We start from the raw sequence: 25,035 nt of genomic DNA on the forward strand, positions 1-25,035 counted from the left end.
GAGCTATACTGAAGACATCAAGCTTGAAGAGTGAAGAACTTGGGAGGGAAGCGACATGGAAGTACATGCTGAAAGCTACTGCATGGGCCTCGCATCATCCAACCCGGATGTGCTATCTTTAGCAACCGATCGCCTGAAGGAAGAGCACCAGCAATTGCGCCAGCAATTGAGATTATTGGAAGCCAGCGCCAAGGAAGTGATGATGCTTGATGACGGAGTGAAAGGACTGCAGCTACTAGGGCAGCTGAGAGGACTGACGGCTCAGTTAATGGACGAACTGGAGCGTCATGCTCAGTGGGAGGACCGGGAGCTATTTCCTTTCCTTATGAATTATTTCCGCCGGGAATCGGCACCGTCTATCCTGCCTTCCTTCTGGGTGCTCGAGAAAGACCATCAGCTAGGCGTTTCGTTCATTCAATCCTTTCATGAGGCCGTTATCGAGCTGTCACCTTTAATTGTAAAAAAACGTCTGGGCGAAGCGGCTTCCCATCTGGTGCAGGCCTGCTTGATCCTGAATGACCATATTACGATGGAAGAACAAATGATTCTTCCTCTAACGGAGCAAGTATTAACGGATCTTGAATTATTTTTCTCATAGGGGATGAGGTTATGCAAGTAATCGTTCATGGAAAACATCTTACCGTCACTTCTGCTCTTCACGAATACGTGGAACGCAAGCTGGGACGTCTCGATACGTGGTTCGAAGATACCTGCGAGCTGCATGTTACGCTTTCTCTTCAAGGCCATAAACAGCTTCACGTCGTGGAGGCGACAGTCGTTGGCAGCGGAGTTGTGCTGCGGGCAGAAGAAAAACGAAGCGATATGTATGCTTCTATCGATGTGGTTGCAGATAAGCTGGAAAGACAGGCGCGCAAGCTGAAGGATAAGATCAAGCACAAACTCCGTCATTCCGGCGTACTAGAAGAAGCGGAGTTCTTCAGCGATGATCAGGAAACGAACGAACCCAAGTTTGAGGTAGCCCGAATCAAAACCATTCCTCACAAGCCGGAGGACATTGAGGAAGCCATTCTTCAAATGAACCTGCTTGATCACAATTTTCATTTGTTTTTCAACAGTGATTCCAATAAGACGGAGCTGGTATACCGCCGCAGCGACGGCACCTACGGCTTAATCACAACAGCGTAGAAACAGCCGATGAACGTACAGACAGTCTTCCCGTGAATGGGCGAGGCTGTCTTTTCTTTTCTTCATATTTGACAACAATCAGTGTGATGTTTCTCACTTCGGTATTCTTCTGCTCGCTATATGATAGGACTATAAGCTCTTTCAGTTCGCTTTACGAGGAGGACAATAAAGATGGGTATGGAGATGACAAATAGAGAAAAGCTGGTGCTGATCGGTAACGGTGTGGCCGGCATGAACACCATTGAACAGATCATGAAGCTGGACCCGGATAAGTATGAAATAACGGTGATCGGCAAGGAGCCGCACCCTAACTATAATCGGATTCAGTTGTCTTACTTATTGGAAGGAAGCAAGACGTTTGATGAAATGATTTTGAACGATTATTCCTGGTATGAGCGTAATGGTGTTACCTTGTGCGCAGGTATTGCAGCTGAGAGGATCGACTTAGCTTCGAAGTTTGTTCACATGAGTGACGGAACTACCGTCAGCTATGATCGATTACTTATCGCAACAGGCTCCAAGCCGTTCATGCTGCCTATACCAGGCATAGATAAAGAAGGTATTGTCGGATTTCGAGATGTGCAGGACTGTGAACGGATGAAGGCAGCGGCAAGCACCTGCAGGAAGGCAGCGGTAATTGGTGGCGGGCTGCTGGGACTCGAGGCGGCAAAGGGACTTCTGAAGCTAGGGATGGAAGTGACGGTCGTGCACCTGTTCTCCGATCTGATGGAGCGGCAGCTGGACACGACGGCTTCCACCATGCTGAGAGCTGAGCTGGAAGGCCAGGGCTTGCGTTTTCTGATGAATAAGAAGACGGTCGAAATTAGCGGCGATGAACGAGTTAAGAGCTTACGTTTTGAAGACGGCACCGAGCTGGAAACGGATTTTCTTGTGATGGCGGCCGGTATTGTGCCCGATACTGCGCTCGCGCGTGAATGCGGCTTGGAGACGGCCAGAGGGATCATCGTGAACGATTACATGCAAACGAGTGATACGCATGTGTATGCGGTAGGCGAGTGCAACCAGCATCGCGGTGTGAGCTATGGTTTGGTTGCGCCGCTGTTCGAGCAGGGCAGCGTACTTGCGAAGCATCTGTGCGGTGTGCCTACGGAGCCGTACCAAGGCTCGGTTGTCTCGACCAAGCTGAAAATATCCGGCGTTGATGTCTTTTCCGCAGGTGAGTTCCAGGATGCGCCCGGTCTTGACGTGATTCGCACACAAGACAATTGGAGCAAAACGTACAAGAAGGTTCTGCTCCGCGACAATCGCATTGTCGGCTGTGTTTTGTTCGGTGACGTTCACGATTCCGCACAGCTGTTTAAATGGGTCAAGGCGGAAGAGGCGATGACCCGCGAGATTCATGAGCAGCTTACAGGTTCCGCACATATTGAGGGAGCCGATCCGCTGGCTTTTGTCACCGCGATGCCTGCTGACGAAATTGTGTGCGGATGTAACGGTGTAACCAAAGGCATGATCGTTCAAGCCATCACTGATCAGGGGCTTAGCACGGTGGACGAAATCAAGGCCTGCACGGGAGCAAGCCGTTCATGCGGAGGCTGTAAGCCGATGGTGGAGCAAATTCTTGCTCTCACGCTTGGGGATCGGTACGAAGGCAGCAAGAACGCAGTAGAGACGCTTTGCGGATGTACGACCCACAGCCGGGAGGATGTCATCGCGGCCATTCGGGATAAGCGGTTGACGCATGTGCGGGAAGTCATGAACGTGCTGGAGTGGCACAATCCGGAGGGTTGTACGAAGTGCCGCCCTGCGATCAATTATTACATCGGCATGGTCTGGCCGGAAGTATTCGAGGATGAGAAGGACTCACGGTTTGTGAACGAGAGGCTGCATGCCAACATCCAGAAGGACGGCACATATTCAGTTGTTCCTCGTATGTACGGCGGTGTTACGACACCTGAACAGCTGCGTAAGATCGCTGATGTCGCCGACAAGTATGAGGTGAAGATGGTCAAGGTGACGGGCGGACAGCGACTAGATCTATTAGGTGTGAAAAAAGAGGATCTCCCCCACGTCTGGGAGGAGCTGGGCATGCCTTCAGGCTATGCTTACGCCAAGGCGATCCGTACGGTGAAAACCTGCGTCGGCTCGACATTTTGCCGATTCGGTACACAAGATTCGATCAGCATGGGAATCCTGCTGGAGAAGAAATTCGAACGTCTCTGGATGCCCGCCAAATTCAAAATGGCGGTGAACGGCTGCCCGCGCAACTGTGCTGAGGCGGAGATCAAGGACTTTGGCATCATCGGCAACGATGGCGGCTGGGAGATCTATGTTGGCGGTAACGGCGGCGTGAAGCTGCGAGCGGCAGACCTGCTGTGCAAAGTGAAGACAGACGAAGAGCTGATCGAGCTGGCGGGCGCGTTTATCCAATTTTACCGGGAAACCGGGAAATACGGCGAGCGCACCTCAGATTGGATTGAGCGGATCGGCTTGCAAGCGATTATCCAGGAAATCGTGGACAATCTCGAGCGCCGGAAAGAGCTTGTTGAACGGATCGAGCAGGCGCTGCAAGGGCTGCATGACCCATGGAAGGAAGTCGTCGAGCAGGAAGGTCTGCAGCATCAGCTATATGAAACACTTCAAGTGAAGTAAGGGGGAAACGGTATGGAGATTGTGAAAATAGAGAATCAGGTGAGCTACCATTCTGTGGGTAATGTGGAGGATTTCCCTCTGCATCTGGGCAAAGTCGTCCACATCGAGGGCGGTCCCGAGATTGCGGTTTTTCGGGTAGCGGAACGTACGCTGTACGCTTTGGAGAATCGGACCGGCCATAAGAAAGGCGGTCCTTTAGCGGAAGGACTCGTCAGCGGCGAGTACGTCTACTGTCCGCTTCGCGATTGCAAAATCAGCCTGCTGACCGGAGAGGTTCAACTGCCGGACACCGGACGAGTGAGCGTGTATCCTTTGCGGCTAGATGGCGATGTTGTGCTGGTGGGGGAGAGGGCAGCTAACGAAGCTTCCGAAGGTTAGGAATAGACAAGGCTAGAAGTACTTCGAAGCCCCGATCTGGAACAGCTGTAGGAGAAAATCTACGGAATCTTAAAATGGACCGAACTATATCGACAAGCTGCTGCCACTTGATAAGTGGCGGCTTTTTTGCGTTTGCGGGAATCGATTTTATTCATGATATAATGGAAATAAATGTATGTAATTGGAAGGGGATGTCGGTGAGGCTTCAGTTGATAAAAACTATAGGGTATTTATTAGTTGTGTTCTTTGCAGCATGTTTTCTGTACAAGGTCACACTGTTTTGGAATCCAATTGGATTACAGAGGCAAACCATGACATTCCTTAGTGCGGTTCAAGAGCAAAATTATGAGAAAGCAGCAGCAATGTTGGGGTGGGAAGGAGAGAAAACAGAAGGGAACCAAGTGAGCGCATGGGCTCGGTTAGCCGGGGAGGTAGGGGTTCGGCTCATTTCCTTCAATAATGTTCATGCGGAGTTTGATGATGGTTGTTATTGTACGGGTCATGCAAATCTGGTTTTCGAGATCGACGGGGAACCCCTGGAGGTCAGAGCTATACTTACTTTCGGAAAATGGGGTAAGCCTAAACAAATTTGTGCGATCACGCCTTCGGATATGCGTAGTAGGTCGATCCCTCAGTTGGCAGCATGGAACTTGTTAGCCTGCGGAAATGGTTCATTTTAATGAGAAGCTTCGTTCATTTTTCAAAATAGAAAGGGTTTGATCATATGCACATCGGAGTGGATTTAGATAACACAATTCTTGATGCAACCACGCCCCATTTATATTACTATAATTTATTCATGATGTAGGAGAATTGATCGAGCATGTATTCAAATAATGGAGGTATGGGTTCGCATGATGACGCAGGAAAATCATATGAAATTTATACTGGCACCAGACTCGTTCAAGGAGAGCATGACCGCCAGGCAGGCGGCTCAGGCCATGGAACGCGGAATCCGCAAGGTGTTTCCTGAAGCGGAATGCGTCCTCGTTCCGATGGCCGACGGAGGAGAAGGAACGGTGGAGTCACTGGTCGATTATACGAACGGCTCCATGGTATCCGTCGAAATCATGGGTCCTCTTGGCGACAGGATTACAGCATCATACGGACTCTCTGGAGACGGTCAGACGGCGATTATGGAGATGGCGAGTGCCAGCGGCATTGGTTTGGTTAAAAAAGAGAAGCGAAATCCTCTGATCACCACGACCTTTGGAACCGGCGAAATGATCAGGCACGCGCTCGATCGAGGAGTTAAACGAATGATTATGGGGATCGGCGGCAGTGTGACCAACGATGGGGGGCCGGCATGCTGCAGGCGCTGGGTGTTTCATTCCGTGATTCGAAGGGTAGGGAACTGCCCTTTGGAGGAGGGGCGCTCGGAGAACTGGAAACCATAGATGTCAGCGGACTGGATGGCAGACTTCAGGATGTAATTTTTGAAGTCGCTTGCGACGTCACCAACCCCCTGACCGGTCCTAACGGAGCATCGGCTGTATTCGGGCCACAAAAAGGGGCGACACCGGAGATGGTCGCAGCTCTCGAGCAGAGTCTTGTCCATTTTGCAAAGAAAATGAACGAGTTTCTCGGTATCGACATCGCCTCGGCGCCCGGCGCGGGTGCGGCAGGGGGGCTTGGAGCTGGGCTGATGGCGTTCTTGAAAGCTGAACTGAAGAAAGGCGTCGATCTGGTCATAGAGTATACCGGGCTGGAGCAGAAAATCGTGGGAGCCGACTACGTATTTACCGGTGAGGGCAGTATCGATGGACAAACACTTTTCGGAAAAACGCCGTTGGGCGTCGCTTCCGTCGCATCTACCCACGATGTACCTGTGATTGCTTTTGCGGGCCGGGTTGGCGAAGGAGTGGAACCGCTGTACGATCGTGGATTTACGGCGATAATCGGAATTTTGCGGGAGTCCTCATCACTGGAGCAGGCGCTCTCAGCAGGTTCTGAGAATCTCTCCTACGCTGTCTACAACGTTTGCCGCCTTCTTCAGCGGAGGAATAAGTAAGGGTCTGTGTAACAGCAAGTTTTTTCGGAAAATCTCGCTGTAGGCTTGGAAAGGCTCTTTGTCGAGATGGGTTTGGATGTGCTGTCTGCCTTTAGCCGCTCGACTTCGGCTTTGCGTCGGGTGAGTTGCTCGTGCTGAACCTCCCGAAATAGACGATAAATGCCAAAAACAAAAGACATCCGCTCTGTAAACTGAAAGCGGATGTCCTTTTTTTAATCTCCATTAGCGATCGATGGCAAGAGAAAGCAAAATCTTCAGTGGCCTCGTTGCACGGTGGGCTTCTTTTCTTTCACGATCGACGAACACCGTTTCGCCCAGCCAGCATCAATGCCAGCGGCAGGATGAGCACAGTGGCGGCGGCCAGCACATACAGGCAAATGTTAAACGCGTCGGGATAGGCGGAGACCGACCCGGTATGTGCTCCAAGAGCGCTAAGCCAAACGATGCCGATCAGGGCGATTCCGATCGTAGAGGCGATCTGTATGCTGGTTGTCATGACACCGGATGCGGAGCCGATGTCCGTTGTGCGGATTTTCGCCAAAACGATATTAGTCAGTGGCGCGGCGACGAAGCCTTGACCGATACCGAGTGCAGCTAAAGCCGGGATCCATACGCCGATATCGGAAGAGACTCCGGTCGTTCGGACCGCCCAGCTAAGCAGCAGGTAACCTGCTGTCGTCAAGATGGAACCGACGGTCAGCACATGGGCTCCAAGCTTCGCGGCGACTCGGGAAGAGAACAGCGATGCGAGGAAATAGCCCATTCCCATCGACCCAATTACAAGACCTGCTTGCAGAGCCGAGAAATGAAGTCCAAGCTGAAGCATGTAGGCGGTGACAAGGAAGAAGGCGCCCTGCGATGACATCAATAGCAGTACGACGAGAATGCCGAACGTGAACACCTTATGTCTAAAGAGATCGACATTCATAAATGGGAGCCGACCGCGGCGCAACAGCCGCCGTTCGTACCAGGCGAACAAAACCAGCACAGGGGCCGACAAGAGCAAACTGACGACGAGGCCGGAGGGCCATCCTTCACGCTGTCCCTGCACGAGCGGATAGACGAGCATCAGCAGGCCGGCCGCAGCGAGTGCGGCTCCAATCCAATCCAGTCTGGCGCGGTCCGGCGAGCTGGACTCCGGAATAAACGGAATCAGGGCCAATATCAGAGCCCCGAGCAGGACGCTGATCAGGAACACCGTTCTCCAATCCAGATCCCACAAATGCATGCGGAGAAGCAGCCCGCCGATGATCTGCCCGGCCGTCGCTGCGATTCCCTGGGTAGCACCATATATGCCGAAGATCGTACCTCGACGTTCCGGAGTATAATTGGCTTGAATAAGAGATAAAACCTGCGGCATAAACAGAGCGGCGCCGACGCCTTGCAAAACACGCGACGCAATGAGCATCGTAACGTGGCTAGATAAGCCGCATAACAGAGAAGCGATTGTGAATAAGGCCACTCCGATGAACAGCATTCTGCGGCGTCCAAACCGATCACCCAGCCGGGCGCCGATAATCAGCAGAACGGCGAACGTTAGCGTGTACCCGGTGAGAATGAATTGTACATCGGCGAAGCTGGCCCCGAGCCCTTTCTGGATCGAAGGCGTGGCTACGTTCACGATGAACGCATTCGATACTGCCATAAATACAGGCAAAAGCAGAGCCGGCAGCATTAGACGCGATCTGCGTCCGTCTCCCTTCGGAGACGGGATCACGAGACCGGGCCAACTGGGCGGAAGCGTCCGAAAGTGTATTGGGCATAGAAAGTTCCCCTTTCTCACTACTCGCTCGATTGACTGGAGGCGAGAGGATTTCATATAATGGATGAGACAGATCTGTCTCATCACGATAAAATGATACAGACAGATCTGTCTCATGTCAATACACCTTTTTCCAAATTCATATAGAGATGGGGGTCTGGGATGAACAAAGAATCGGCTAGAGATCGTATACTGAGGGTCGCCTCTGAATTGTTTTACATGGAGGGAATACGGGCGGTTGGTATTGATCGAATTATTAAGGAATCCGGCGTAGCCAAGGCAAGCTTCTATCGAAGTTTCGCGACGAAAGATGACCTGATGGTTGCTTATCTCGAATCTAGGGATGAACTGAAAGTAGAAAAACTGGAGAAGATGAGGCAGATGTATCCGAGCTCCCCTAAGGAACAGCTCGACGCCCTCATTCGCGATGTGACCGAACAGATGAAGACGCCGAATTACCGGGGGTGTCCGTTTTTGAATGCGGCGGTCGAATTCCCGGATCCTGATCACCCCGCCCACGTCAAATTGTTGGGCATTCAGCGGAGCTTCTGGTCTAGGGTTAAAGAGCTTGCAGGGGAAGGCGGGGCACGACAGCCTGAGGAGCTGACTGCGCAGCTGAGGATGTTGTATGACGGATTCGTCATGAAGAGATACTTGGATAAGTCCGATTTTGATCCGGACTATTTCCGGAATGCTGCGGAGCTGCTCTTAGAGAAGCAGCTCGACAACCATCGCGGATAACGGGCGATATTCATCTCGCGAGCAATCTTACGCTTAAAGATCATTCCCCTGTTGAAAAGCGAGTACCTGCATGTTGACGTCGATGTATCCGAGCCGTCCGCGCAATTCGGCAGGCATTCCGGCTAATATGGTGACGGTGGAGATCCTTCGGTACCATAAAGTTTTCGTGTGGATACGATAGTTGAAAAAGCGAATCAACGAAAGGGCCATCTCGTAAAAGGATGGCCTTAAAACTTGCCGTTACATACATCGCGGGGAACCGTATTACAAGTGACGCATATAAATTCTAGACTATGTTGAGATTAATCGTCCAACAAAGAATATTGTTTTTTTTGGAATTGACAAAATAAAACAACCAATTTATAGTGTAGACATCTACATAATGTGAGGGAAAAATATATGCCAAGTGTTTTCGAAATGTACCCCTATAGCCTATACATTAAACTTATCGCACAACGGGTCCGGGAAATCATCGATCAGCTTCTGAAAGATCATGGTTTGAACAGTTCACAAGCGATTCTCCTGTCTCATATTCATCAATCCATAGAGGAGCACATCGAAATCAACCGGAAGTTTCTTGAGAAAACGATGGCACTTAGCGGTCCCTCTGTGACCAATCTATTAAACGGTCTGGAGAAATCCGGTTTTATCACGCGCAGAAGCAATCCTGCCGACGGACGCAACCTCCGGATTGAAATCACTAATAAAGCCAAACAATTTCTTACTGAGAGGAGTGATGCCTTCTCGAAATCCGAAGAATTGATCACACAAGGGATGTCTGATGCCGAAAAAGCCATGTTTGCTTCTCTGCTGATCCGTGCTTTTGAGAATGTCGAGAAACAGCTTTCGAAGTGATGAAGTTACCGGCGGCTGTTAATCTTTTTTTAAACAATTAGGTAGATGGCTACATGATTTAATATTAATAAGTTTAGGAGCTGGTCGTGTTGAATAATCGGCATAACGTACTGAAGCTTTCCAGAATCGGACTCGGCTGCGCTCATTTGTCAAATGTCAATGAAGCTGTCAAATGTGCTGGTATTGCCGCCATTCATGCCGCTTTTGATAGTGGAATCAATCATCTCAACACAGGGGATTTTTACGGCGCAGGCCGAAGCGAGATGGTTATCGCCGAAGCACTAAAGGGGTACAAAAGGGATGACTATTTTATATCGCTGAAGTTCGGGGCATTGAATACGCCGGACGGCTCCTTGTACGGACTGGACGTCTCCCCTCATCATGTTAAGAACTACCTCGCCTATTCGCTCAAACGCCTCAATCTTGACTATATTGATCTTTATCAGCCCGCAAGAATCGATCTGGGTATCCCTGTTGAAGAAACGATCGGCGCCATTTCCGAACTGGTTAAGGCCGGCTATGTCAGGCAGATCGGAGTCAGCCAGGTTGACGCAGAGACGTTGAGAAGGGCACATGCCACGCATCCGATCAGCTGGGTGGAAGTCGAATACTCACTTTTTAACCGAAGCATCGAGAAATATATTATGCCGACTTCGAGGGAACTGGGTATCGGCGTTATTGCTTTTGGGGCGTTGGCTCATGGTCTTCTTGCCGGTCATTGGACAAACGAGCGAATCCAAAGGAGCAAAGGCGGCTACGTTCCGTTGTTTTATGAAGAGAATATTGAAAAAAACGTTGTTTTGGCTCATAAATTGGGTGAGATCGCCGTAAAAAAACAAATGACGTTATCCCAATTGGCGCTTGCCTGGATGTTATCCAAAGGAGATGACATCATACCGCTTATCGGTACCGTATCGACGGCTCATCTTCAAGAAGCTTTGCAGTCACTTGATATTCATCTGACTGAAGATGATGTCATGGAAATTGAAGATGCGATCCCAGAGCAGGAGATCGCCGGCGCTTCTTTTCCAAATATGCAATTTAGAAACGGTAAGACTGTTCGCGTATAAACACGATCACACATAAAGAAGGGATGTTGTAAGTTATGATTATCGTTACCGGAGCTAACGGGAAATTGGGGCGGGCCGTGGTAGAGCAGTTACTTAAGCGTGTTCCTGCTGAGCAGATCGGTGTCAGCGTCCGTGAACCGAATCAGGCACAAGAGCTTCGGGAATGTGGAGTTCGTGTCCGTCGGGGCGACTTTGACGATGCCGGGACTCTGCACCATGCCTTTGAGGGGGCGTCGCAGGTTCTCATCGTTTCGTCCGGCATTATGGGCGAAGCTGAAATCCCGCATGGTATTCAGCAGCATCTAACCGCGATTGACACGGCAAAGAAGGCAGGGGCTAGTCGGGTGCTATACACTAGTCACATGGGTTCTTCCCCAACATCACACTTCGCCCCCATGATTCACCATGCGGCCACCGAAAAACTACTGGAGGATTCAGGAGTTGCCTTCACGTCGCTCCGTAATGGCTATTACGCCTCAATGGCACTAATGATGATCGATGGAGCAATAAGAACAGGGGAATTGATCGCTCCAGTGGACGGTCCAGTTGCCTGGACTGCCCACTCCGACTTAGCCGAAGCTGCAGCGGCGATCATAAGTGAGCAGAAATGGTATGGTATGACCCCCAATCTAACGGGACCCGAAGCCATTGACATGGAGGGAATTGCGACAATTGCATCCGAAGTCTTGGGGCGGAATATCCGTCGAACTATTGTGTCAGACGAAGAGTTTAGGGAGCGCATGCTGTCTCAGGGTGTGCCGGAAGCGAGTATAAATATGCGGATGGGGATGTTTCTAGCTAGCCGTCAGGGTGATTTCGCTCAAGTCGATCCTGCTCTGGCTCATTTGATCGGCAGGTCCCCGAAAAGTTTCGGAGAGGTCTTGAAAGAGTCGATTACTCATAAGCAAGGTTGATTGCATGAAAAATGCGAAGTGGGTCTCCTGCGTTCAATTGGTGCTCCAGACTGTCGACAAAATGTCGGCAGTCTTTGTCTATTTACAATTCTCGATCATTTTTCGCCGATCCCCCGTTATGGAGAACCGTATCATCGATAGTGGTAAAGCGACGAGTGGGGGTTGTGATTAATATGAATGAGCTCATTACAAATGCTCGTGTTGATTCATATGTGCTGCTGCATATGATATAATAAGGCTATATTTGCGTTAGATTGAACCCAAAGTAATTACGCTGGGAGCGTGAAGGATATGAGCGTAACTAAGGAAACACTGTATAAACTCATCTCAGATATTCCTCCGCAGGACATGGAAGAAGTTGCGGACTTTATCGGATACTTGAAAATGAAGAGGGAAAACATCATGCTGAGAGAGCTTAGTCAAGCAGCCGAGAGCAGCTTGGATTTTTGGCATAACGATATCGACGACGAGGTTTGGAACGATGCTTAGTCAAGGCGATATCGTGCTGATTCCCATCCCTTTCAGTGATCTGACCTCGCAAAAAAGAAGACCTGTTTTGGTTTTATCAAACAGTGACTATAATCAGCGATACCAAGACGTTATCGTTGCGGCTATTACATCTAATGTTGCAGATCGTGAGTATCAGGTTATCATAACCAATGAAGACATGACTGAAGGCGAGCTTAAAGTCATCTCAGCAGTTCGTGCGGATAAAATATATACGCTGTCACAGTCTATTGTGATCAAGAAATTCGGGAAGTTGCAACCTGTAGTGTTGTTGAATGTAAAAAAACAAATTGATAGCTGGTCTGCAGAGAAAGCCCTCTAAAATAGTCTACTATGGGGGCTTTTTGTTGTTTTAAGACTATAATGCGTTAATGCTTTACCACAGAGATAAGGTAGAGATTAAGGGGGTTATTATAGGTGGGTAATTACGTTTGCAATCGGTCGAAGAATATTGATTTAAAAATGAGTAATGGAGGTTTTACTGTATTTCTTACGGTTTTGGGATTGAGTGGTTCTATTTTAGCTACTACAACAAAAGAAAAAGAATTAATATTATGGCTCTTGGAACACGATATTGAAGTAAGAGGTCTTGGGTGCGGTGGTTTTGATATCGAGGATATCCCTTGGGAGTATGCGAATTATGAGAATGAAAAATATTTCCTAATAAAGGTTATAGAAGGTGCAAAATCCAAGCTGGGGTGGGATACATTAGATTACACACCAAATGAAGAAATAATATTTTCCAACTTGGATAAATTTATTGAACTTGTTTCAAATTATAGGCCAGCAAATGCCGTGTGTTAGTACGTATGTTGAAGAGACATTAAGGAAAAGTGATGAATGAGCGTTATCGTAGAAATTATCAAATAAGTCGTATCTAGCATGTATGAGATCGCCCTACCCGGCCAGACTGGCCAGGTGGTTAGCGATCTTTTTTCACGTATTAGCATATAGCCGCACTAAGGAGTGTGTATGGTTATCTTCAGATAATTTTTGTTGCAAATACAACAAAAATCTAATAAGATCTTGTTACCAATTCAATATTCAATAAATGGAGCTGCATCTATGAAAGAAATCCTACGTGAGATCGGAATGATTGCCAGAGCACTAGATTCGATCAGCAATATAGAGTTCAAAGAATATGATCTTACAAAAGGACAGTATCTGTATCTAGTCCGCATTTGTGAGCTTCCGGGAATGATTCAAGAAAAGCTGGCTGAACTGATAAAGGTAGACCGAACTACAGCTGCGCGTGCTATCAAGAAGCTTGAAATGAACGGGTTTATTGAAAAGAAGGATGACCCGGATAACAAGAAAATTAAGAGACTTTTTCCCACAGAGCATGGGAAATCCGTGTACCCTTTTATCAAAGGAGAACATGATCACTCCAATCGGGTTGCCCTATCCGGATTCACCGAAAGTGAAGTGGAAACCGTCTTCCAACTGCTGCAAAGAGTCAGAAAAAACGTTGAAAAAGATTGGGACTACGTAAAAAAGGGAAACAAGCGAATATATGAATGTGACATAAAGGAGCTACAGGACTGAGATGAACATACAAATACGATCATGCAGCTTAGACGATCTGCAGGCACTCCAAGAAATAAGCGTGAAAACCTTCAACGATACCTTCCAAGCGCAGAACTCGGCGGAAAATATGCAAGCTTACTTGGACAAGGCATTTAACTTTAAGCAGCTGCAAACAGAATTGTCCCATAGCGCTTCGGAGTTCTTTTTCATCTATGCGGATGATGAGCTTGCCGGTTATTTGAAGGTCAATACGGATGATGCCCAATCAGAAGCTATGGGGGAAGAAGCGCTTGAGATTGAAAGGATTTATATACAATCCAAATTCCAAAGAAAAGGGCTCGGTAATTATTTAATCAATAAAGCAGAGGAAGTAGCTCTAAGGCAGCACAAAAAGATGATCTGGCTAGGAGTGTGGGAAAGGAATCGAAATGCTGTTGACTTTTATGCAAAGAAAGGATTTGTTACAACGGGGTCTCACTCTTTTTATATGGGTGATGAGGAGCAAATAGATTGGATCATGACGAAAGCACTGACCGTACAAAACCTCCGGTCATAAAACAGACCAGGAGGTTTTCGGTTGTACAGCCCCTACATCCGATGCCTGCTCACCGTCCAGCGCTCCCAGAAGGCTAAATCCGGCTCGATCAGCGGACGGCTTAGTCGGCGGATACGCTCCTGCAGCAGCACCCAGGTCAGCAGACCGGCCATCAGGAAGACAGCCGCGATTTGGAGCGGGCTTTGAATATGAGCAAAGATTCCCGTTGCGATGGCGGTCTTTGTAATGATGGCATGAAGCAGGAATACATACACAGTGTGGTTGCCCCATTCGGTCATAGTGGCTCTTCTCAGGGGAACCAGACTGAGGAAGCACAAGGAAGCAAAGACCTCAAGTACGTAAACGCCCAATCGGTAGATACCGGCATACCAGGCGGTGAATCCCAACTCGCGGAATGTAAAGCTACTGTAAAGCCATTTGGGGTCGATCGGATGCACGTATGCGAATAGTAGCAACGCAGCGGTGCCTACTGCGCCTGCCCATTTTATTTTGGCCGCTAATGCAGTTGGAAGCATTTCTGACCGAAAATAGTAGCCTGCTAGAAAGAATGGGAAGAAGACAAAGGTTCTCGAAAAGCTCAGCCATGCTCCGATAAAAGGAGCGTAACCGACGGCGATTCCCATTAGGACGGACACGATGAAAGGATGCTTTATTTTCGCAAAGATCAGTAGAAGCAGTTTCCAGCAGAAGTGGCTGAACAGGAACCAGAGCAGTGAGTAAGGCATGAAGAACGAGTACCGGACGCCCGGTGCATGAAAGATAAGCACATCGAGCAGGGAGTACAAGCTCTGAAACACGAGATAGTGGTAGAAGATATGCTGCAAGCTTGATCCCGGGGATGTCGAGGTGAAAGCTTTTGGAGAAATAGCCAGTCACCATGGCGAACATCGGAATATGAAACGTGTAAATGCCCAGATATAAGGTATGCAGGGCTGTATGTTGATGAATCAATGGCTCGATGAAGTTGGCAATGACAACAAGCAGAATCAGTAGAAATTTAGCGTTCAGCATGTACGCATCCGAATCGGAAGAGCTCTTCTCTATAGGATTCACGGTAAAGACCTCCATCTCAGTTAGTTGGACCCCTACTAGTGTAAATCCCCCGCGTACCTCATGCAGTGATGTAAATCACGAAATCAACATCGCGGCCTGTGATGGATCTCACAGTGCAAACGGCAAGGAAGACTTACAATGGTGCCATTAGCAGACTGGAGGAGGCATTCTACCATGATCATGGATATGGAATATTCGTATGAAGAAGCGCATAGCGCTCGCTTTCAGCAAGTGTTGGAACGGTTGAAGCAGGAGCATGTTGCGTTAAAAAGAGAGCTGGAGCACGTTCAGGAACTAACCGGTCATATGGCAGCCAAGCTGGGCACCGAAGAAGCAAGAAAGCTCTTGAGAGAGATCAAGCAGGAGATGGAGACGCTGTTGTGTAAGCTGGAAGAGCATGAGGAGTGGGAAGAGGCGGAAGTGCTGCCCGTGCTGGCCGGGTATGCTTCCCAGGGATTGGAGCCTAGCTTTTTGACATCAGCTTGGGTCTTGGAGGAGGAGCACAAGCAGACGGAGCGATTCGTACGCTCGTTTCTGGCCTATGCGGAACAGTGTGAGACGGCAAGCCTGCCTAAGTTGAAGAAGGCTGTCTCGCTGCTCTGTGTGGCATGCTCCGTTGTGGAGGATCATCTGCTAGCGGAAGAAGAGACGGTGCTGCCGGTTGCGGAGGAAATTTTGAACGAGTGTCAGGACGAATAATTGAACAGATGCGCGCTGCGCCGCGGTTTTATGATAATGGCTTTCTCTAGATCTGAGTGGATCTGGAGAGAGCCATTTTGTTATGGCTCGAATCATCTACGTTTTATACCTCAGCCACACTACTTCCAAATTTATCCGCGCCCACAGTGATTTTCCCTCACAGTGCGGTACCGCCTCCCCATGGTTTAATACATACAGATGATCAATCAGCGAAGGAGCAATGATAAGTATGGATCGAGCATTCGCATCAAAATTCGCCAAAAGCGTGTTCCTCACCGTATGCGGGTTAGTCATATTGATGGGCATCGGATCAAGAATGTTTACGCATGTTGATTTGGCTTTGTATGGATACATGGTAGGCACGGTTGTGTTCGTATGCGGGTTCTTTTACCGCTTTATCGCGTGGGGAGAGCGTCCCCCGACCAAGATTATTTTGAAAAAAGGCATCAAGCTGTTGTTTCGCAAAAGCACTCCTCAGACAGCCACAGAGCATCTGCTCACGTACCGGTTCATCTGGAACCGCGGCTGGTATCGCTGGACGCAGCACGTGCTGCTGGGATGGGGCTGTGTGCTATCGGCATTCGTCACCTTCCCTCTCGTATTCGGTTGGATGTACTTCACGATGAGCGAGAACGGAACCTACACGGTTGTGGGCTTTGGCATCAACATCATGAAAATCAAGGCGGACGGCATGCTCGGATTTCTGTTCTACAACGCTTTGAACATTACGGCTTTCATGGTCATCGGCGGTGTATGTATGGCGCTGTACCGCAGAATCAAGAACATGCAGGCGAGAGCTGAGCAGACGCTGATTTATGATTTTCTTCCTTTATATATGCTGCTGTTTGTCAGTGTTACGGGGCTAGCGCTCACCTTCTGCAACATCTTCCTGCATGGCTACGGCCATCCGGTTGTGACGCTGATTCATCAATGGTCAGTGATCGTGACGCTCATCTATATTCCTTTCGGTAAATTGGCGCATATCCCGTTCCGTCCCATGAGCGTGTTAGCAAGAAATTACCGTCAGCATTACGCAGAGCAAGCGACCAAAAGCTGCAAGGTATGCGGCAACGGCTTCGTCTCGGTGGAGCAGTCCAATGACGTAATCAACGTGCTGAAGGTTAACGATATCGAATTCAAGACCGAAGAAGGCTTCCATTTGGCTGAACTGTGTCTGCCATGCCGCCGCAAATACAGAATGTCTCGCTTTACCGGAATTCCGACTCACCAGATTCGCGTCAAGGAGGCCAACCAGAATGCCAAAGGATAAATTTTTTAAAGTCATCGCTAATAAAAACCATCCGAATGAAGAGCTGGTTCCCACACACTGCTCCTACTGCGGGATGCAATGCGGGATGAACCTTCGTGTAGATAAATCAACGAATACCATTATCGGCGTTGAGCCGAGATATGACTGGCCCGTTACCCTAGGCAAAATGTGTCCGAAAGGCGTAACCGCCTATCAACAGACCAATCACGATGACCGCTTGCTGCGCCCGTTGATCCGTGATGACGCTTCGCTCAAAGGAACGAAGGAGGGTTTCCGGGAAGCCAGCTGGGAAGAGGCATACGACCTGATCGTGAAAAGATTTCAAGAGCTGCAGCACAAGCACGGCAAGGATTCGCTGTCCGTATTCAGCGGCGTTTCGATGACGAATGAGAAATGCTACCTGACCGGCAAATTTGCCCCGGGTTGCTCTGCAAACGCGCTACATCGACTACAACGGCAGGTTCTGTATGTCCAGTGCCGCTGCAGGCTTCCTCCGCAGTCTTGGCGTAGACAGAGGCTCGACGCTGCCATGGACGGATTTGCACGAGACGGATTGCTTGTTTATTGCCGGCAGCAACACGGCTGAATGCCACCCAACCTCGATGTTTCGGGTATGGGAAGTGCAGAACCGGGGCGGCTACCTGATCGTAGCAGATCCCCGTGAGACGCCGATTGCCCGCCGTGCGGACGTCCATCTGGATTTGCGACCGGGTACGGACTTGGCGCTGGCCAACTGCATGGTCAACCTGCTGATTCAAAACGGGTATGCCGACGAGAAATTTGTAGCCGACCACACCAACGGCTTTGAAGAGTTAAAAGAGGTTGTGAAGGAATTCACACCTGAATATACGAGCGAAATCACTGGCGTCGCCGCTGAAAAGCTGATCCGCGCTGCCGAAATTTACGGCAAAGCGCCCAATGCCATCGTCATGTTTGCCCGGGGCATCGAGCAGCAGCATAAAGGAGCGGATAATGTATCGGCTTACACGAATATGTGCCTCGTTACCGGCAAGATTGGCCGTCCGAAGGCGGGCGTGGCGACTTTCACCGGACAAGGCAATGGCCAGGGCGGAAGAGAACACGGACAGAAGTCCGACCTGCTTCCTGGTTACCGCAAGCTGACGAATCCCAAGCATGTGGAGGAAGTGTGCAAGGTATGGGGCATCACCCCTGAAGAGATGCCTCAGCCCGGCGTATCGGCATATGAGATGTTCGAGCTGATGGAGCAGCAGACGATTCGCGGCTTGTACCTGCTCTGCTCGAACCCGGCGGTATCTGCGCCGAATCAGAATTATGTGCGCGCAGCGCTCAAGAAGCTCGACTTCATGGTGTGCGCCGACATTTACTTATCGGAATCGGCTGAATTCGCTGATGTTGTGCTGCCATCGGTCACCTGGTCCGAGGACGAAGGGACGGTAACGAATCTCGAAGGACGGATTATTAAAATCAACAAGGCGCAGGAGCCGATCGGCGAATCGAAGCCTGACTGGCTCATCGAGGTTGAGCTGGCGGAGCGCCTTGGACGGGGACAGTACTTCCGGTATCTGAAGAGCGCCAGGGACGTAGCTGACGAGTTCCGCCTCGCTCGTTCCAAAGGCGGTTACGCCGATTACTACGGCGCAACCTGGGAGAAGATCGAGAAGCAAGACGGCGTCTTCTGGCCGTGCCGCAGTGAGGAAGACCCGGGAACGCCGCATATGTTCCTCGATCACAAGTTCTACCACCCAGACGGCAAGGCCAAGCTGTGCGCGCTGCCTTACAGACCGCCGGCCGAGGAGCCCTGCGAGCAGTATCCGCTGCGCCTGACGACAGGCCGGGTTGTATATCACTATCTGTCCGGGAACCAGACGAGAAGAATTCCTTTTCTGCGGGACATGTGCCCGGAGCCTTATGTGGAGGTTCACCCTGAAACAGCGGCTAAGTACAACATTCAGCATGATGAAGTCGTCCGGCTGTTCACTCGCCGCGGCGAGGCTTTCTATAAAGTGAAAATCATCGAAGCGATTCGCAAAGATACGGTGTTTGTACCGTATCATTTCGGACACGAGCAATCCATTAATCTGCTCACGATCCCGGCGCTGGACCCGATGTCCCGCATGCCGGAATTCAAAGCCTGCGCAGCTCAAATTGAAAAGCAACCGGAGAGGATGAGCACCCGATGAAACAGCATCTCTATATTGAAATGGACAACTGCATCGGCTGCCGCAGCTGCCTGGCTGCCTGCACGCAGTGCGGAGGCCATGACGAAAGAAACCGCAATTACGTGTACGAGGTAGATCCTTTCGTGTCACGGCAGACCATCCCCGCTGATGTGTCTGCACTGCGTGATCGGCTTGCGCTCGGAGCTGTCCGGCTCAAGCGATCCAAATTACAGAAGAGGGTGCCGTTCTCTCGGCGCTAGTTGAGAAGTGTATCGGCTGCCAGAACTGCACGATCGCTTGCCCTTATGGTATTCCAAAATTCAGATGAAGAACAGAATTTGATGTATAAATGCGATTTGTGCTACGACCGTACCAAGGAGGGTATTCCTCCCCATGTGCGCCTCCGTTTGCCCGACGAATACGCTGCAATGGTTAACGGACGAAGAACTCGCAGCCAAGAAAGCCGCCCATCAGTTAGGCAAATGGACGGCCAGTCATCAGCCGTTTGACCCGCTCGAAGGGGAAACGAATGTGAAGATCAGCCTGCCGGGCATTCTGCAAGGCAAGCAAAAGTTATTCTAATTTACCGAAGGCGAGGTGACCTGTATGCCACAGGAAAAGGAACTGGGACAAGGACAAGGACATCAACGAGAACATCTACAAGAACATCAACAAGGCCATAAGCGCGACAACAATCACAGTCCCTTTCAGGAAGATAATTATACGCATAATATTCGCAAGAACGATGAGAGAAAGCTGGATCGCCGCGGATTTATGAAGACGCTGGTAGGAGCGGCGGGCGTGTTCGCCGTTTCCACGCTCCCTTGGGGAACTTTGGCTGCACGGGAGCTTACAGGTCTTAAGAAGAAAGCATACCCGAAGCTCAAGATCGCCGATATCCGTTCCCTCCAGGTTGGGGACGCAGTGGAGTTTGCGTATCCGGGCGAGCATGATTCGGCGCTGCTGATCAGGCTCGGTGACAATGAATATAAAGCGTACCAAAATGCCTGCACGCATCTCAAATGCCCCGTGTTCTGGAGCAAGGAGCAGGATGAGATGGTGTGCCCCTGCCATCACGGTATCTTCGATGCAAGAACCGGCATTCCAACAGCCGGACCTCCAAAGCGCCCTCTGCCCGAGGTGCTGCTGAAGCAGGAAAGCGGCGCGATTTATGCGATAGGAGTGAAGCGTTATGAAGCGTAGCTACCTAGGTGTTCTTCTGCTGTGCGTCGTGCTGTTTCTCAACATTATCTGCACCCAGAAGGCAGTAAATGCCTATTATTTTGAACACTATCGCACCGTCATTTTCTATGCTGTCTGCAATGCTATGCTGTTTCCAATCGCCTTATGGATCTATCAACGGGAGCGTGATGTTCAATGAATACGATCAAAAAAATACAATTACCGCTGCAAACGGTCAGTCTCATAGCCGGATTCATGGTATGGGTCATCCTTTCATCCCTAATGCCGTTTATTAAAGAAACGATTCATCTCACAGCAACGCAGCTTACTTGGGTTACAGCGGTTCCCGTTCTGATCGGTTCTGTAATGAGGATTCCCATCGGGTACTGGACCAATCGGTACGGTGCACGCAAGCTGTTCGCGATTAGCTTCGTGATTCTGCTTGCGCCTATATATTGGGTCAGCCAGGCGGATTCCTTCATGGATCTAATCATCGGTGGTCTTTTCCTTGGTATCGGCGGAGCGGTATTTTCCGTAGGCGTAACATCATTGCCGAAATATTACCCAAAAGAACGGCACGGCTTTGTGAACGGAATCTACGGCGTCGGTAACCTGGGAACTGCGATTTCTACGTTTGGAGCGCCGATTGTTGCGAACCAAATTGGTTGGTCCAAAACAGTTCTGGTATACAGCGTGCTGGTGGTTGTCATGGCGGCATTGAATTTTTTTGCCGGAGACCGCAAAGAACCGTCGGTTAAAGCTTCTCTTGTTGAACAGATCAAAGGAGTAGCCGGAAACTCGAAGCTTTGGTTCTTATGCTTATTCTACTTCCTGACCTTTGGCTCTTTCGTAGCCTTTACGGTGTACTTACCGAATTTCATGGTCAGCAGCTTTCACCTATCCAAGGTAGATGCGGGCATGCGCACAGCAGGATTCATTGCTCTCGCCACAGCGATGCGTCCAATCGGTGGATACCTGGGAGATAAATTCAATCCTTTTAAAATATTGATGTTCTTGTTTGCCGGTTTTACAGCAGCCGGAGTGCTGCTATCCTTCGCCCCTTCCATGACCTGGTATACCGTGGGCTGTTTGACCATCGCTGTATGCGCGGGAACGGGTAACGGCACGGTTTTCAAGCTGGTCCCTATGTACTTTACGAAACAAGCAGGTATTGCCAACGGTATTATTTCCGCCATGGGAGGCCTCGGAGGCTTCTTCCCGCCGCTAATGCTCACGTTCCTGTTCAAGCTGACAGGTCACTATGCCATCGGTTTCATGGCGTTATCCGAAGTGGCGCTGGCGAGCTTAATCCTCATCATCTGGATGTATTATCAGGAGAAGCTGGGTTTATCGTCCAAAATTATTGAGAACACTGTAGAAGGTATCATGGTTACGGACTTAAGCGGTAATATCCGCTCGGTCAATGCGGCCTTTACCGAGCTGACCGGCTATGAAGCGAATGAAGTGGTTGGTTTAACGCCAAGCGTGCTGAAGTCCGGAAAGCAGGACCGCGTCTTTTACGATACGATGTGGGATACGCTGCGCGGGCAAGGCTTCTGGCAGGGTGAGATTTGGAATCGCAAAAAAAGCGGCGAGATTTATCTGGAATGGCTGACCATAAGCGCAGTAAGAAATGACGCTGGAGACGTGGTGTACTACGCGGGCATGTTCAGCGATATTACCAAGCAAAGAGGCTTACAGCAGGAAGGAAGATGGACCGATGCCGTGTGAATTCTCCTTGGATCTCTGCTTCATTCGTGAGCATGCGCCTGAACCTTTCCAAGATGTAATCGAGGGGGAACTTCGGAAGCTATTCGCCGGACGCGGAACCTGGTATATCGATTGCCGAAAAGAAGCTGGGCTAGACATTGCCGTAGCTGAGGTCAAAGGCTTGGCGGCTTGGGAATCGGAGGAAGAGGTTTTGCGGTATATCGAGGATTTCAGAGAGAGCAGCCGTGATACAGTGCCGGTGCAGGACTGCTGGGACCATCTTCAAGGCTACCAAGTGCAGGTGACTCCAAAAATTGATGCGGGCTGCTGCCGCTTACAGAAGAGGTGAAGGCGATGAAATGGGAAGAAGAGCTGTCGTGCTGGCTAGGCACTCCAATTGAGGTTCATATCGAGGATCAAGCAGGACATGATCCTATCGCGCCGCCGAAGAAGATGACGTTAGGAAAAATTCGTATGACCGACGACAATTACCTGCAAATCTACATGAATGAACACCAGTTTCTCGCGATTCCTCTTAAAGGTGAGGAGCATACGAGCTATGTGACATCGGAAGAGGGGGCTGTTCTTCATGCCTCCGACCTCGAGGCGCAGCTTGTGTACAAAGTTCATTTTGGCGTTTAGGAGAGAGGCAGCAGTTTCCCCGTATAGCTCTCTTTCCCCGACTTAACACTTACGCTTGCATGAGATAACCGTCTCCAGCCTTCTTCAGGCCGTTGGCGGTTTTGCTGTTTTAACACGGTGCGGGTCGGGATAATTCAGCGATTTCGGGCGAAAATAGGAGCATAAGGAGGCTGAAGCTATGGATTGCGATCAGAAAGACATGCAGTGCGGGATGGATGCCGCGGCACTTAAAGAGGTTTTGGAAAAGACGCTCGAGACGGAAACGGAGCTCCTTCGCACGTATACGATCACTTCGGAGAGAGTGCATGGGAATGAGCAGCTCAAAGACAGGCTGCAAAACTTCGCCGAGGGGAATGCCAAGCGCTCCCGGCAGCTGCTGGATGAGCTTAAGCAGCTGAAGCAGTAGCGGCCACGGCGGGTTGGCGAACCTGGTGGCTGGCAATTGGCCGCGCTGGCCTGGATGCTCTCCTCCCCCCATAATAGGAAAGAGGGTGTCCCAAAAGTCATTAAATGACTGAGGGACGCCCTCTTTTTTTGTACAACAAAAAGAAACCTACCTTTGGTAAAATGGAAGTACCACCAACCATTCACATAAAGGAGAGGTTTCTTTTGTACATTCAATATACCATGGATCAACTTTGCCTGCCAATGGATTTAGAAGAGGACATTCCCGCAAATCACCTCGTTCGCGTGGTAAACGCTGCCGTCAACCGTCTCGACGACGCTGTCTTCGACGCGGCTTACCCCGGAGGCGGACGAGATAGCTATCACCCCAAGATGTTAACCAAAATCATCATCTATGCGTACACACAACGCATCTACTCCTCTCGCCAGATTGCCAAGGCTGTCCGTGAAAACATCATGTTTATGTGGATCGCAGGCAGGCAGCGCCCAGACTTTCGTACCATCAACCGCTTTCGTTCGGAACGAATGAAAACTGTACTGGAGACTGTGTTTACGGCCGTTCTTCAATTCCTCGCAGAGGAGAACTATGTGCAGTTGGAGCATTACTTTGTGGACGGCACGAAGATCGAAGCCAATGCCAACCGCTATACGTTTGTTTGGGGAAAGGCTGTCGTGAAGCACAAGGCCAAGCTCCAGGAGAAAGTCCAGACCTTGTTCGCTGCCATTGAAGAAGCCGAGAGGCAAGAAGAAGGAGCACATGAGGGCAGGGATCTTCACGAGCTGGGAGAGTCATCTGCCATCACAAGTGAAAAGCTGGAACATGCCGTCAAGCAGTTGGAAGAGCGCCTGCAGGAGAAGCCTAAAGATAAACCGCTAAAAAAGGCGGTGCGTGCGCTCCGCAAGGACTTGCTTCCGCGCCTCCAAAAGTATGAGGCACATGAGATCATCTTAGGAAATCGAAACAGCTACAGCAAAACGGACCATGACGCCACATTTATGCGAATGAAAGAAGACCACATGCGAAATGGCCAGCTCAAGCCGGGTTACAACGTACAGATTGGCACTGAAAATCAATTCATTCTCGGCTACAGCGTTCACCAGCGTCCGACCGATACGCGCTGCCTCATCCCTCATCTGGAGAAAGTAAAATCACAGTTCGGCAAGCTGCCACACACCGTCATCGCAGATGCAGGCTATGGCGGCGAGGAGAATTATGACTATTTGGAGCAGAACGAAGTCGAAGCCATTGTGAAGTACAGCACGTACCATCGCGAAAAAAGCAAGGCATGGCAAAAGGACATTAGCAAGATCGACAACTGGTCCTACAACAGCGAGCACGATACGTGGACATGCGCAGCGGGACAAACGCTCCATTTTCGTCGGGTGAGTAAGGAAAAAACGGAAAGTGGGTATGAAATCGAATACCGACATTACCGAAGCACCAGCTGTGAGGAATGCCCGCTGAAGCCGCAATGTACGAAAGCCCAAGGTAACCGTGAGGTCAAAGTCAGTATGAAGTACTTGCGGTTAAAGGGCCAAGCAAGGCAAAAGCTCCGCAGCGAAGAAGGCTATGCCCTGGCTGTAAGGCGCATGATCGAGCCAGAGCCCGTGTTTGGTGATATGAAGCACAACCGAGGATTTAAAAGATTTCTGCTTCGTGGCTTACCAAAAGTAAGTCTGGAGGTCGGATGGCTTTCCCTTGCCCACAATCTACTTAAGAAAGCTGCAATAGATGCTAAAAACCAAGGAGCTATGCGAGAACAGGCCGCATAGCTCCTTGGTTTTTGCAAATGTCATTTTATTTTGTTCCTGAGGGTGTCTCCAAGTTTACTTTTGGGACACCCTCTCGACAA

At 50.0% G+C, this 25,035-nt stretch carries 25 protein-coding genes and 3 pseudogenes; 26 read left to right on the forward strand and 2 right to left on the reverse strand.

Annotation, left to right across the window (positions count from 1 at the left end; translation table 11 throughout):
• Positions 1-55: 55 nt before the first annotated feature.
• The 6 genes and pseudogenes from L0M14_RS00685 to L0M14_RS00710 all read left to right on the forward strand — a co-directional run bounded on the left by L0M14_RS00685 (position 56) and on the right by L0M14_RS00710 (position 6,148).
• Positions 56-598, forward strand: coding sequence for a hemerythrin domain-containing protein (locus L0M14_RS00685; protein ID WP_235120210.1), 543 nt, complete (start codon positions 56-58; stop codon positions 596-598).
• Between the two features lie 11 nt (positions 599-609).
• Entirely contained in the window at positions 610-1,146 is a 537-nt protein-coding gene (gene hpf / locus L0M14_RS00690; protein ID WP_235120211.1) for a ribosome hibernation-promoting factor, HPF/YfiA family, read from the forward strand.
• A 171-nt stretch (positions 1,147-1,317) separates the two neighbouring features.
• Positions 1,318-3,759 carry a nitrite reductase large subunit NirB gene (nirB, locus tag L0M14_RS00695; protein WP_235120212.1) on the forward strand — a complete coding sequence of 814 codons (2,442 nt, stop codon included), beginning with the start codon at positions 1,318-1,320 and terminating at the stop codon, positions 3,757-3,759.
• A gap of 12 nt (positions 3,760-3,771) precedes the next feature.
• On the forward strand, positions 3,772-4,137 hold the full coding sequence (locus L0M14_RS00700; RefSeq protein ID WP_235120213.1) for a nitrite reductase (NAD(P)H) small subunit: 366 nt from the start codon (positions 3,772-3,774) through the stop codon (positions 4,135-4,137).
• Positions 4,138-4,448: 311 nt separating this feature from the next.
• Complete coding sequence (locus L0M14_RS00705; protein ID WP_235120214.1) at positions 4,449-4,817, forward strand: hypothetical protein; 369 nt, start codon at positions 4,449-4,451, stop codon at positions 4,815-4,817.
• Positions 4,818-5,012: 195 nt separating this feature from the next.
• Positions 5,013-6,148 (forward strand): annotated as a pseudogene (locus L0M14_RS00710) (glycerate kinase).
• A 289-nt stretch (positions 6,149-6,437) separates the two neighbouring features.
• Here L0M14_RS00710 and L0M14_RS00715 read toward each other — a convergent pair.
• The gene (locus L0M14_RS00715) at positions 6,438-7,865 is read right to left on the reverse strand and encodes an MFS transporter (protein ID WP_235120215.1); all 1,428 of its coding nucleotides are present in this window, start codon (positions 7,863-7,865) and stop codon (positions 6,438-6,440) included.
• Positions 7,866-8,072: 207 nt separating this feature from the next.
• Here L0M14_RS00715 and L0M14_RS00720 point away from each other — a divergent pair, with 207 nt between their 5' ends.
• The 9 genes from L0M14_RS00720 to L0M14_RS00760 all read left to right on the forward strand — a co-directional run bounded on the left by L0M14_RS00720 (position 8,073) and on the right by L0M14_RS00760 (position 14,080).
• Positions 8,073-8,651: a TetR/AcrR family transcriptional regulator gene (locus L0M14_RS00720; protein WP_235120216.1), complete on the forward strand. Its 579-nt coding sequence runs from the start codon at positions 8,073-8,075 to the stop codon at positions 8,649-8,651.
• A 399-nt stretch (positions 8,652-9,050) separates the two neighbouring features.
• Positions 9,051-9,506, forward strand: coding sequence for a MarR family winged helix-turn-helix transcriptional regulator (locus tag L0M14_RS00725; protein WP_235120217.1), 456 nt, complete (start codon positions 9,051-9,053; stop codon positions 9,504-9,506).
• 89 nt (positions 9,507-9,595) lie between these two features.
• On the forward strand, positions 9,596-10,576 hold the full coding sequence (locus L0M14_RS00730) for an aldo/keto reductase (RefSeq protein WP_235120218.1): 981 nt from the start codon (positions 9,596-9,598) through the stop codon (positions 10,574-10,576).
• A gap of 35 nt (positions 10,577-10,611) precedes the next feature.
• Positions 10,612-11,490 carry an SDR family oxidoreductase gene (locus L0M14_RS00735; RefSeq protein ID WP_235120219.1) on the forward strand — a complete coding sequence of 293 codons (879 nt, stop codon included), beginning with the start codon at positions 10,612-10,614 and terminating at the stop codon, positions 11,488-11,490.
• 291 nt (positions 11,491-11,781) lie between these two features.
• A complete protein-coding gene (locus tag L0M14_RS00740) occupies positions 11,782-11,979 on the forward strand; it encodes a DUF2281 domain-containing protein (protein ID WP_235120220.1) in 198 nt (65 codons plus the stop codon).
• A complete protein-coding gene (locus L0M14_RS00745; protein ID WP_235120221.1) occupies positions 11,972-12,319 on the forward strand; it encodes a type II toxin-antitoxin system PemK/MazF family toxin in 348 nt (115 codons plus the stop codon). The genes L0M14_RS00740 and L0M14_RS00745 overlap by 8 nt, the downstream gene beginning before the upstream one ends.
• Positions 12,320-12,414: 95 nt before the next feature.
• The gene (locus L0M14_RS00750; RefSeq protein WP_235120222.1) at positions 12,415-12,801 is read left to right on the forward strand and encodes a hypothetical protein; all 387 of its coding nucleotides are present in this window, start codon (positions 12,415-12,417) and stop codon (positions 12,799-12,801) included.
• 261 nt (positions 12,802-13,062) lie between these two features.
• Positions 13,063-13,542: a MarR family winged helix-turn-helix transcriptional regulator gene (locus L0M14_RS00755; RefSeq protein WP_235120223.1), complete on the forward strand. Its 480-nt coding sequence runs from the start codon at positions 13,063-13,065 to the stop codon at positions 13,540-13,542.
• 1 nt (position 13,543) lies between these two features.
• Positions 13,544-14,080 (forward strand): spermidine/spermine N(1)-acetyltransferase, encoded by a 537-nt coding sequence (locus L0M14_RS00760; RefSeq protein WP_235120224.1) that lies wholly within the window; start codon positions 13,544-13,546, stop codon positions 14,078-14,080.
• Between the two features lie 32 nt (positions 14,081-14,112).
• On the opposite strand, the gene L0M14_RS00765 is transcribed toward L0M14_RS00760, so the two are convergent.
• A complete protein-coding gene (locus L0M14_RS00765) occupies positions 14,113-14,904 on the reverse strand; it encodes an acyltransferase family protein (protein WP_235120225.1) in 792 nt (263 codons plus the stop codon).
• Positions 14,905-15,307: 403 nt separating this feature from the next.
• Here L0M14_RS00765 and L0M14_RS00770 point away from each other — a divergent pair, with 403 nt between their 5' ends.
• The 11 genes and pseudogenes from L0M14_RS00770 (at position 15,308) to L0M14_RS00825 (ending at position 24,955) form a co-directional block, all read left to right on the forward strand.
• Positions 15,308-15,832, forward strand: a complete 525-nt coding sequence (locus tag L0M14_RS00770) for a hemerythrin domain-containing protein (RefSeq protein WP_235120226.1) — start codon at positions 15,308-15,310, stop codon at positions 15,830-15,832.
• Positions 15,833-16,061: 229 nt separating this feature from the next.
• Entirely contained in the window at positions 16,062-17,102 is a 1,041-nt protein-coding gene (locus L0M14_RS00775) for a hypothetical protein (protein WP_235120227.1), read from the forward strand.
• Positions 17,089-19,264 (forward strand): annotated as a pseudogene (locus L0M14_RS30830) (molybdopterin oxidoreductase family protein). The gene L0M14_RS00775 and the pseudogene L0M14_RS30830 overlap by 14 nt, the downstream one beginning before the upstream one ends.
• Positions 19,261-19,825 (forward strand): annotated as a pseudogene (locus tag L0M14_RS00790) (4Fe-4S dicluster domain-containing protein). The pseudogenes L0M14_RS30830 and L0M14_RS00790 overlap by 4 nt, the downstream one beginning before the upstream one ends.
• A gap of 24 nt (positions 19,826-19,849) precedes the next feature.
• A complete protein-coding gene (locus tag L0M14_RS00795; RefSeq protein ID WP_235120228.1) occupies positions 19,850-20,446 on the forward strand; it encodes a Rieske 2Fe-2S domain-containing protein in 597 nt (198 codons plus the stop codon).
• Complete coding sequence (locus L0M14_RS00800; RefSeq protein WP_235120229.1) at positions 20,436-20,624, forward strand: hypothetical protein; 189 nt, start codon at positions 20,436-20,438, stop codon at positions 20,622-20,624. Before L0M14_RS00795 ends, L0M14_RS00800 begins: the two co-directional genes overlap by 11 nt.
• Positions 20,621-22,156: an MFS transporter gene (locus L0M14_RS00805; RefSeq protein WP_235120230.1), complete on the forward strand. Its 1,536-nt coding sequence runs from the start codon at positions 20,621-20,623 to the stop codon at positions 22,154-22,156. The genes L0M14_RS00800 and L0M14_RS00805 overlap by 4 nt, the downstream gene beginning before the upstream one ends.
• Positions 22,146-22,484, forward strand: coding sequence for a hypothetical protein (locus L0M14_RS00810; protein WP_235120231.1), 339 nt, complete (start codon positions 22,146-22,148; stop codon positions 22,482-22,484). Before L0M14_RS00805 ends, L0M14_RS00810 begins: the two co-directional genes overlap by 11 nt.
• A 5-nt stretch (positions 22,485-22,489) precedes the next feature.
• A complete protein-coding gene (locus tag L0M14_RS00815) occupies positions 22,490-22,777 on the forward strand; it encodes a hypothetical protein (protein WP_235120232.1) in 288 nt (95 codons plus the stop codon).
• Positions 22,778-22,955: 178 nt separating this feature from the next.
• Positions 22,956-23,183 (forward strand): hypothetical protein, encoded by a 228-nt coding sequence (locus L0M14_RS00820; RefSeq protein ID WP_235120233.1) that lies wholly within the window; start codon positions 22,956-22,958, stop codon positions 23,181-23,183.
• Positions 23,184-23,386: 203 nt separating this feature from the next.
• Positions 23,387-24,955, forward strand: a complete 1,569-nt coding sequence (locus L0M14_RS00825) for an IS1182 family transposase (protein ID WP_235120234.1) — start codon at positions 23,387-23,389, stop codon at positions 24,953-24,955.
• The last annotated feature ends 80 nt before the right edge of the window (positions 24,956-25,035 follow it).

It is taken from the genome of Paenibacillus hexagrammi, assembly GCF_021513275.1.
GTDB lineage: Bacteria > Bacillota > Bacilli > Paenibacillales > NBRC-103111 > Paenibacillus_E > Paenibacillus_E hexagrammi.

Bases quoted from the DNA above. Each gene is read 5' to 3' on its own strand.
- L0M14_RS00805 (WP_235120230.1), top strand. From the start codon at position 20,621: ATGAATACGATCAAAAAAATACAATTACCGCTGCAAACGGTCAGTCTC.
- L0M14_RS00735 (WP_235120219.1), top strand. From the start codon at position 10,612: ATGATTATCGTTACCGGAGCTAACGGGAAATTGGGGCGGGCCGTGGTA.
- L0M14_RS00720 (WP_235120216.1), top strand. From the start codon at position 8,073: ATGAACAAAGAATCGGCTAGAGATCGTATACTGAGGGTCGCCTCTGAA.
- L0M14_RS00810 (WP_235120231.1), top strand. From the start codon at position 22,146: ATGCCGTGTGAATTCTCCTTGGATCTCTGCTTCATTCGTGAGCATGCG.
- L0M14_RS00820 (WP_235120233.1), top strand. From the start codon at position 22,956: ATGGATTGCGATCAGAAAGACATGCAGTGCGGGATGGATGCCGCGGCA.
- L0M14_RS00700 (WP_235120213.1), top strand. From the start codon at position 3,772: ATGGAGATTGTGAAAATAGAGAATCAGGTGAGCTACCATTCTGTGGGT.
- L0M14_RS00705 (WP_235120214.1), top strand. From the start codon at position 4,449: ATGACATTCCTTAGTGCGGTTCAAGAGCAAAATTATGAGAAAGCAGCA.
- L0M14_RS00770 (WP_235120226.1), top strand. From the start codon at position 15,308: ATGATCATGGATATGGAATATTCGTATGAAGAAGCGCATAGCGCTCGC.
- L0M14_RS00775 (WP_235120227.1), top strand. From the start codon at position 16,062: ATGGATCGAGCATTCGCATCAAAATTCGCCAAAAGCGTGTTCCTCACC.
- L0M14_RS00760 (WP_235120224.1), top strand. From the start codon at position 13,544: ATGAACATACAAATACGATCATGCAGCTTAGACGATCTGCAGGCACTC.
- L0M14_RS00740 (WP_235120220.1), top strand. From the start codon at position 11,782: ATGAGCGTAACTAAGGAAACACTGTATAAACTCATCTCAGATATTCCT.
- L0M14_RS00795 (WP_235120228.1), top strand. From the start codon at position 19,850: ATGCCACAGGAAAAGGAACTGGGACAAGGACAAGGACATCAACGAGAA.
- L0M14_RS00755 (WP_235120223.1), top strand. From the start codon at position 13,063: ATGAAAGAAATCCTACGTGAGATCGGAATGATTGCCAGAGCACTAGAT.
- hpf (WP_235120211.1), top strand. From the start codon at position 610: ATGCAAGTAATCGTTCATGGAAAACATCTTACCGTCACTTCTGCTCTT.
- L0M14_RS00800 (WP_235120229.1), top strand. From the start codon at position 20,436: ATGAAGCGTAGCTACCTAGGTGTTCTTCTGCTGTGCGTCGTGCTGTTT.
- L0M14_RS00685 (WP_235120210.1), top strand. From the start codon at position 56: ATGGAAGTACATGCTGAAAGCTACTGCATGGGCCTCGCATCATCCAAC.
- L0M14_RS00815 (WP_235120232.1), top strand. From the start codon at position 22,490: ATGAAATGGGAAGAAGAGCTGTCGTGCTGGCTAGGCACTCCAATTGAG.
- L0M14_RS00725 (WP_235120217.1), top strand. From the start codon at position 9,051: ATGCCAAGTGTTTTCGAAATGTACCCCTATAGCCTATACATTAAACTT.
- L0M14_RS00745 (WP_235120221.1), top strand. From the start codon at position 11,972: ATGCTTAGTCAAGGCGATATCGTGCTGATTCCCATCCCTTTCAGTGAT.
- nirB (WP_235120212.1), top strand. From the start codon at position 1,318: ATGGGTATGGAGATGACAAATAGAGAAAAGCTGGTGCTGATCGGTAAC.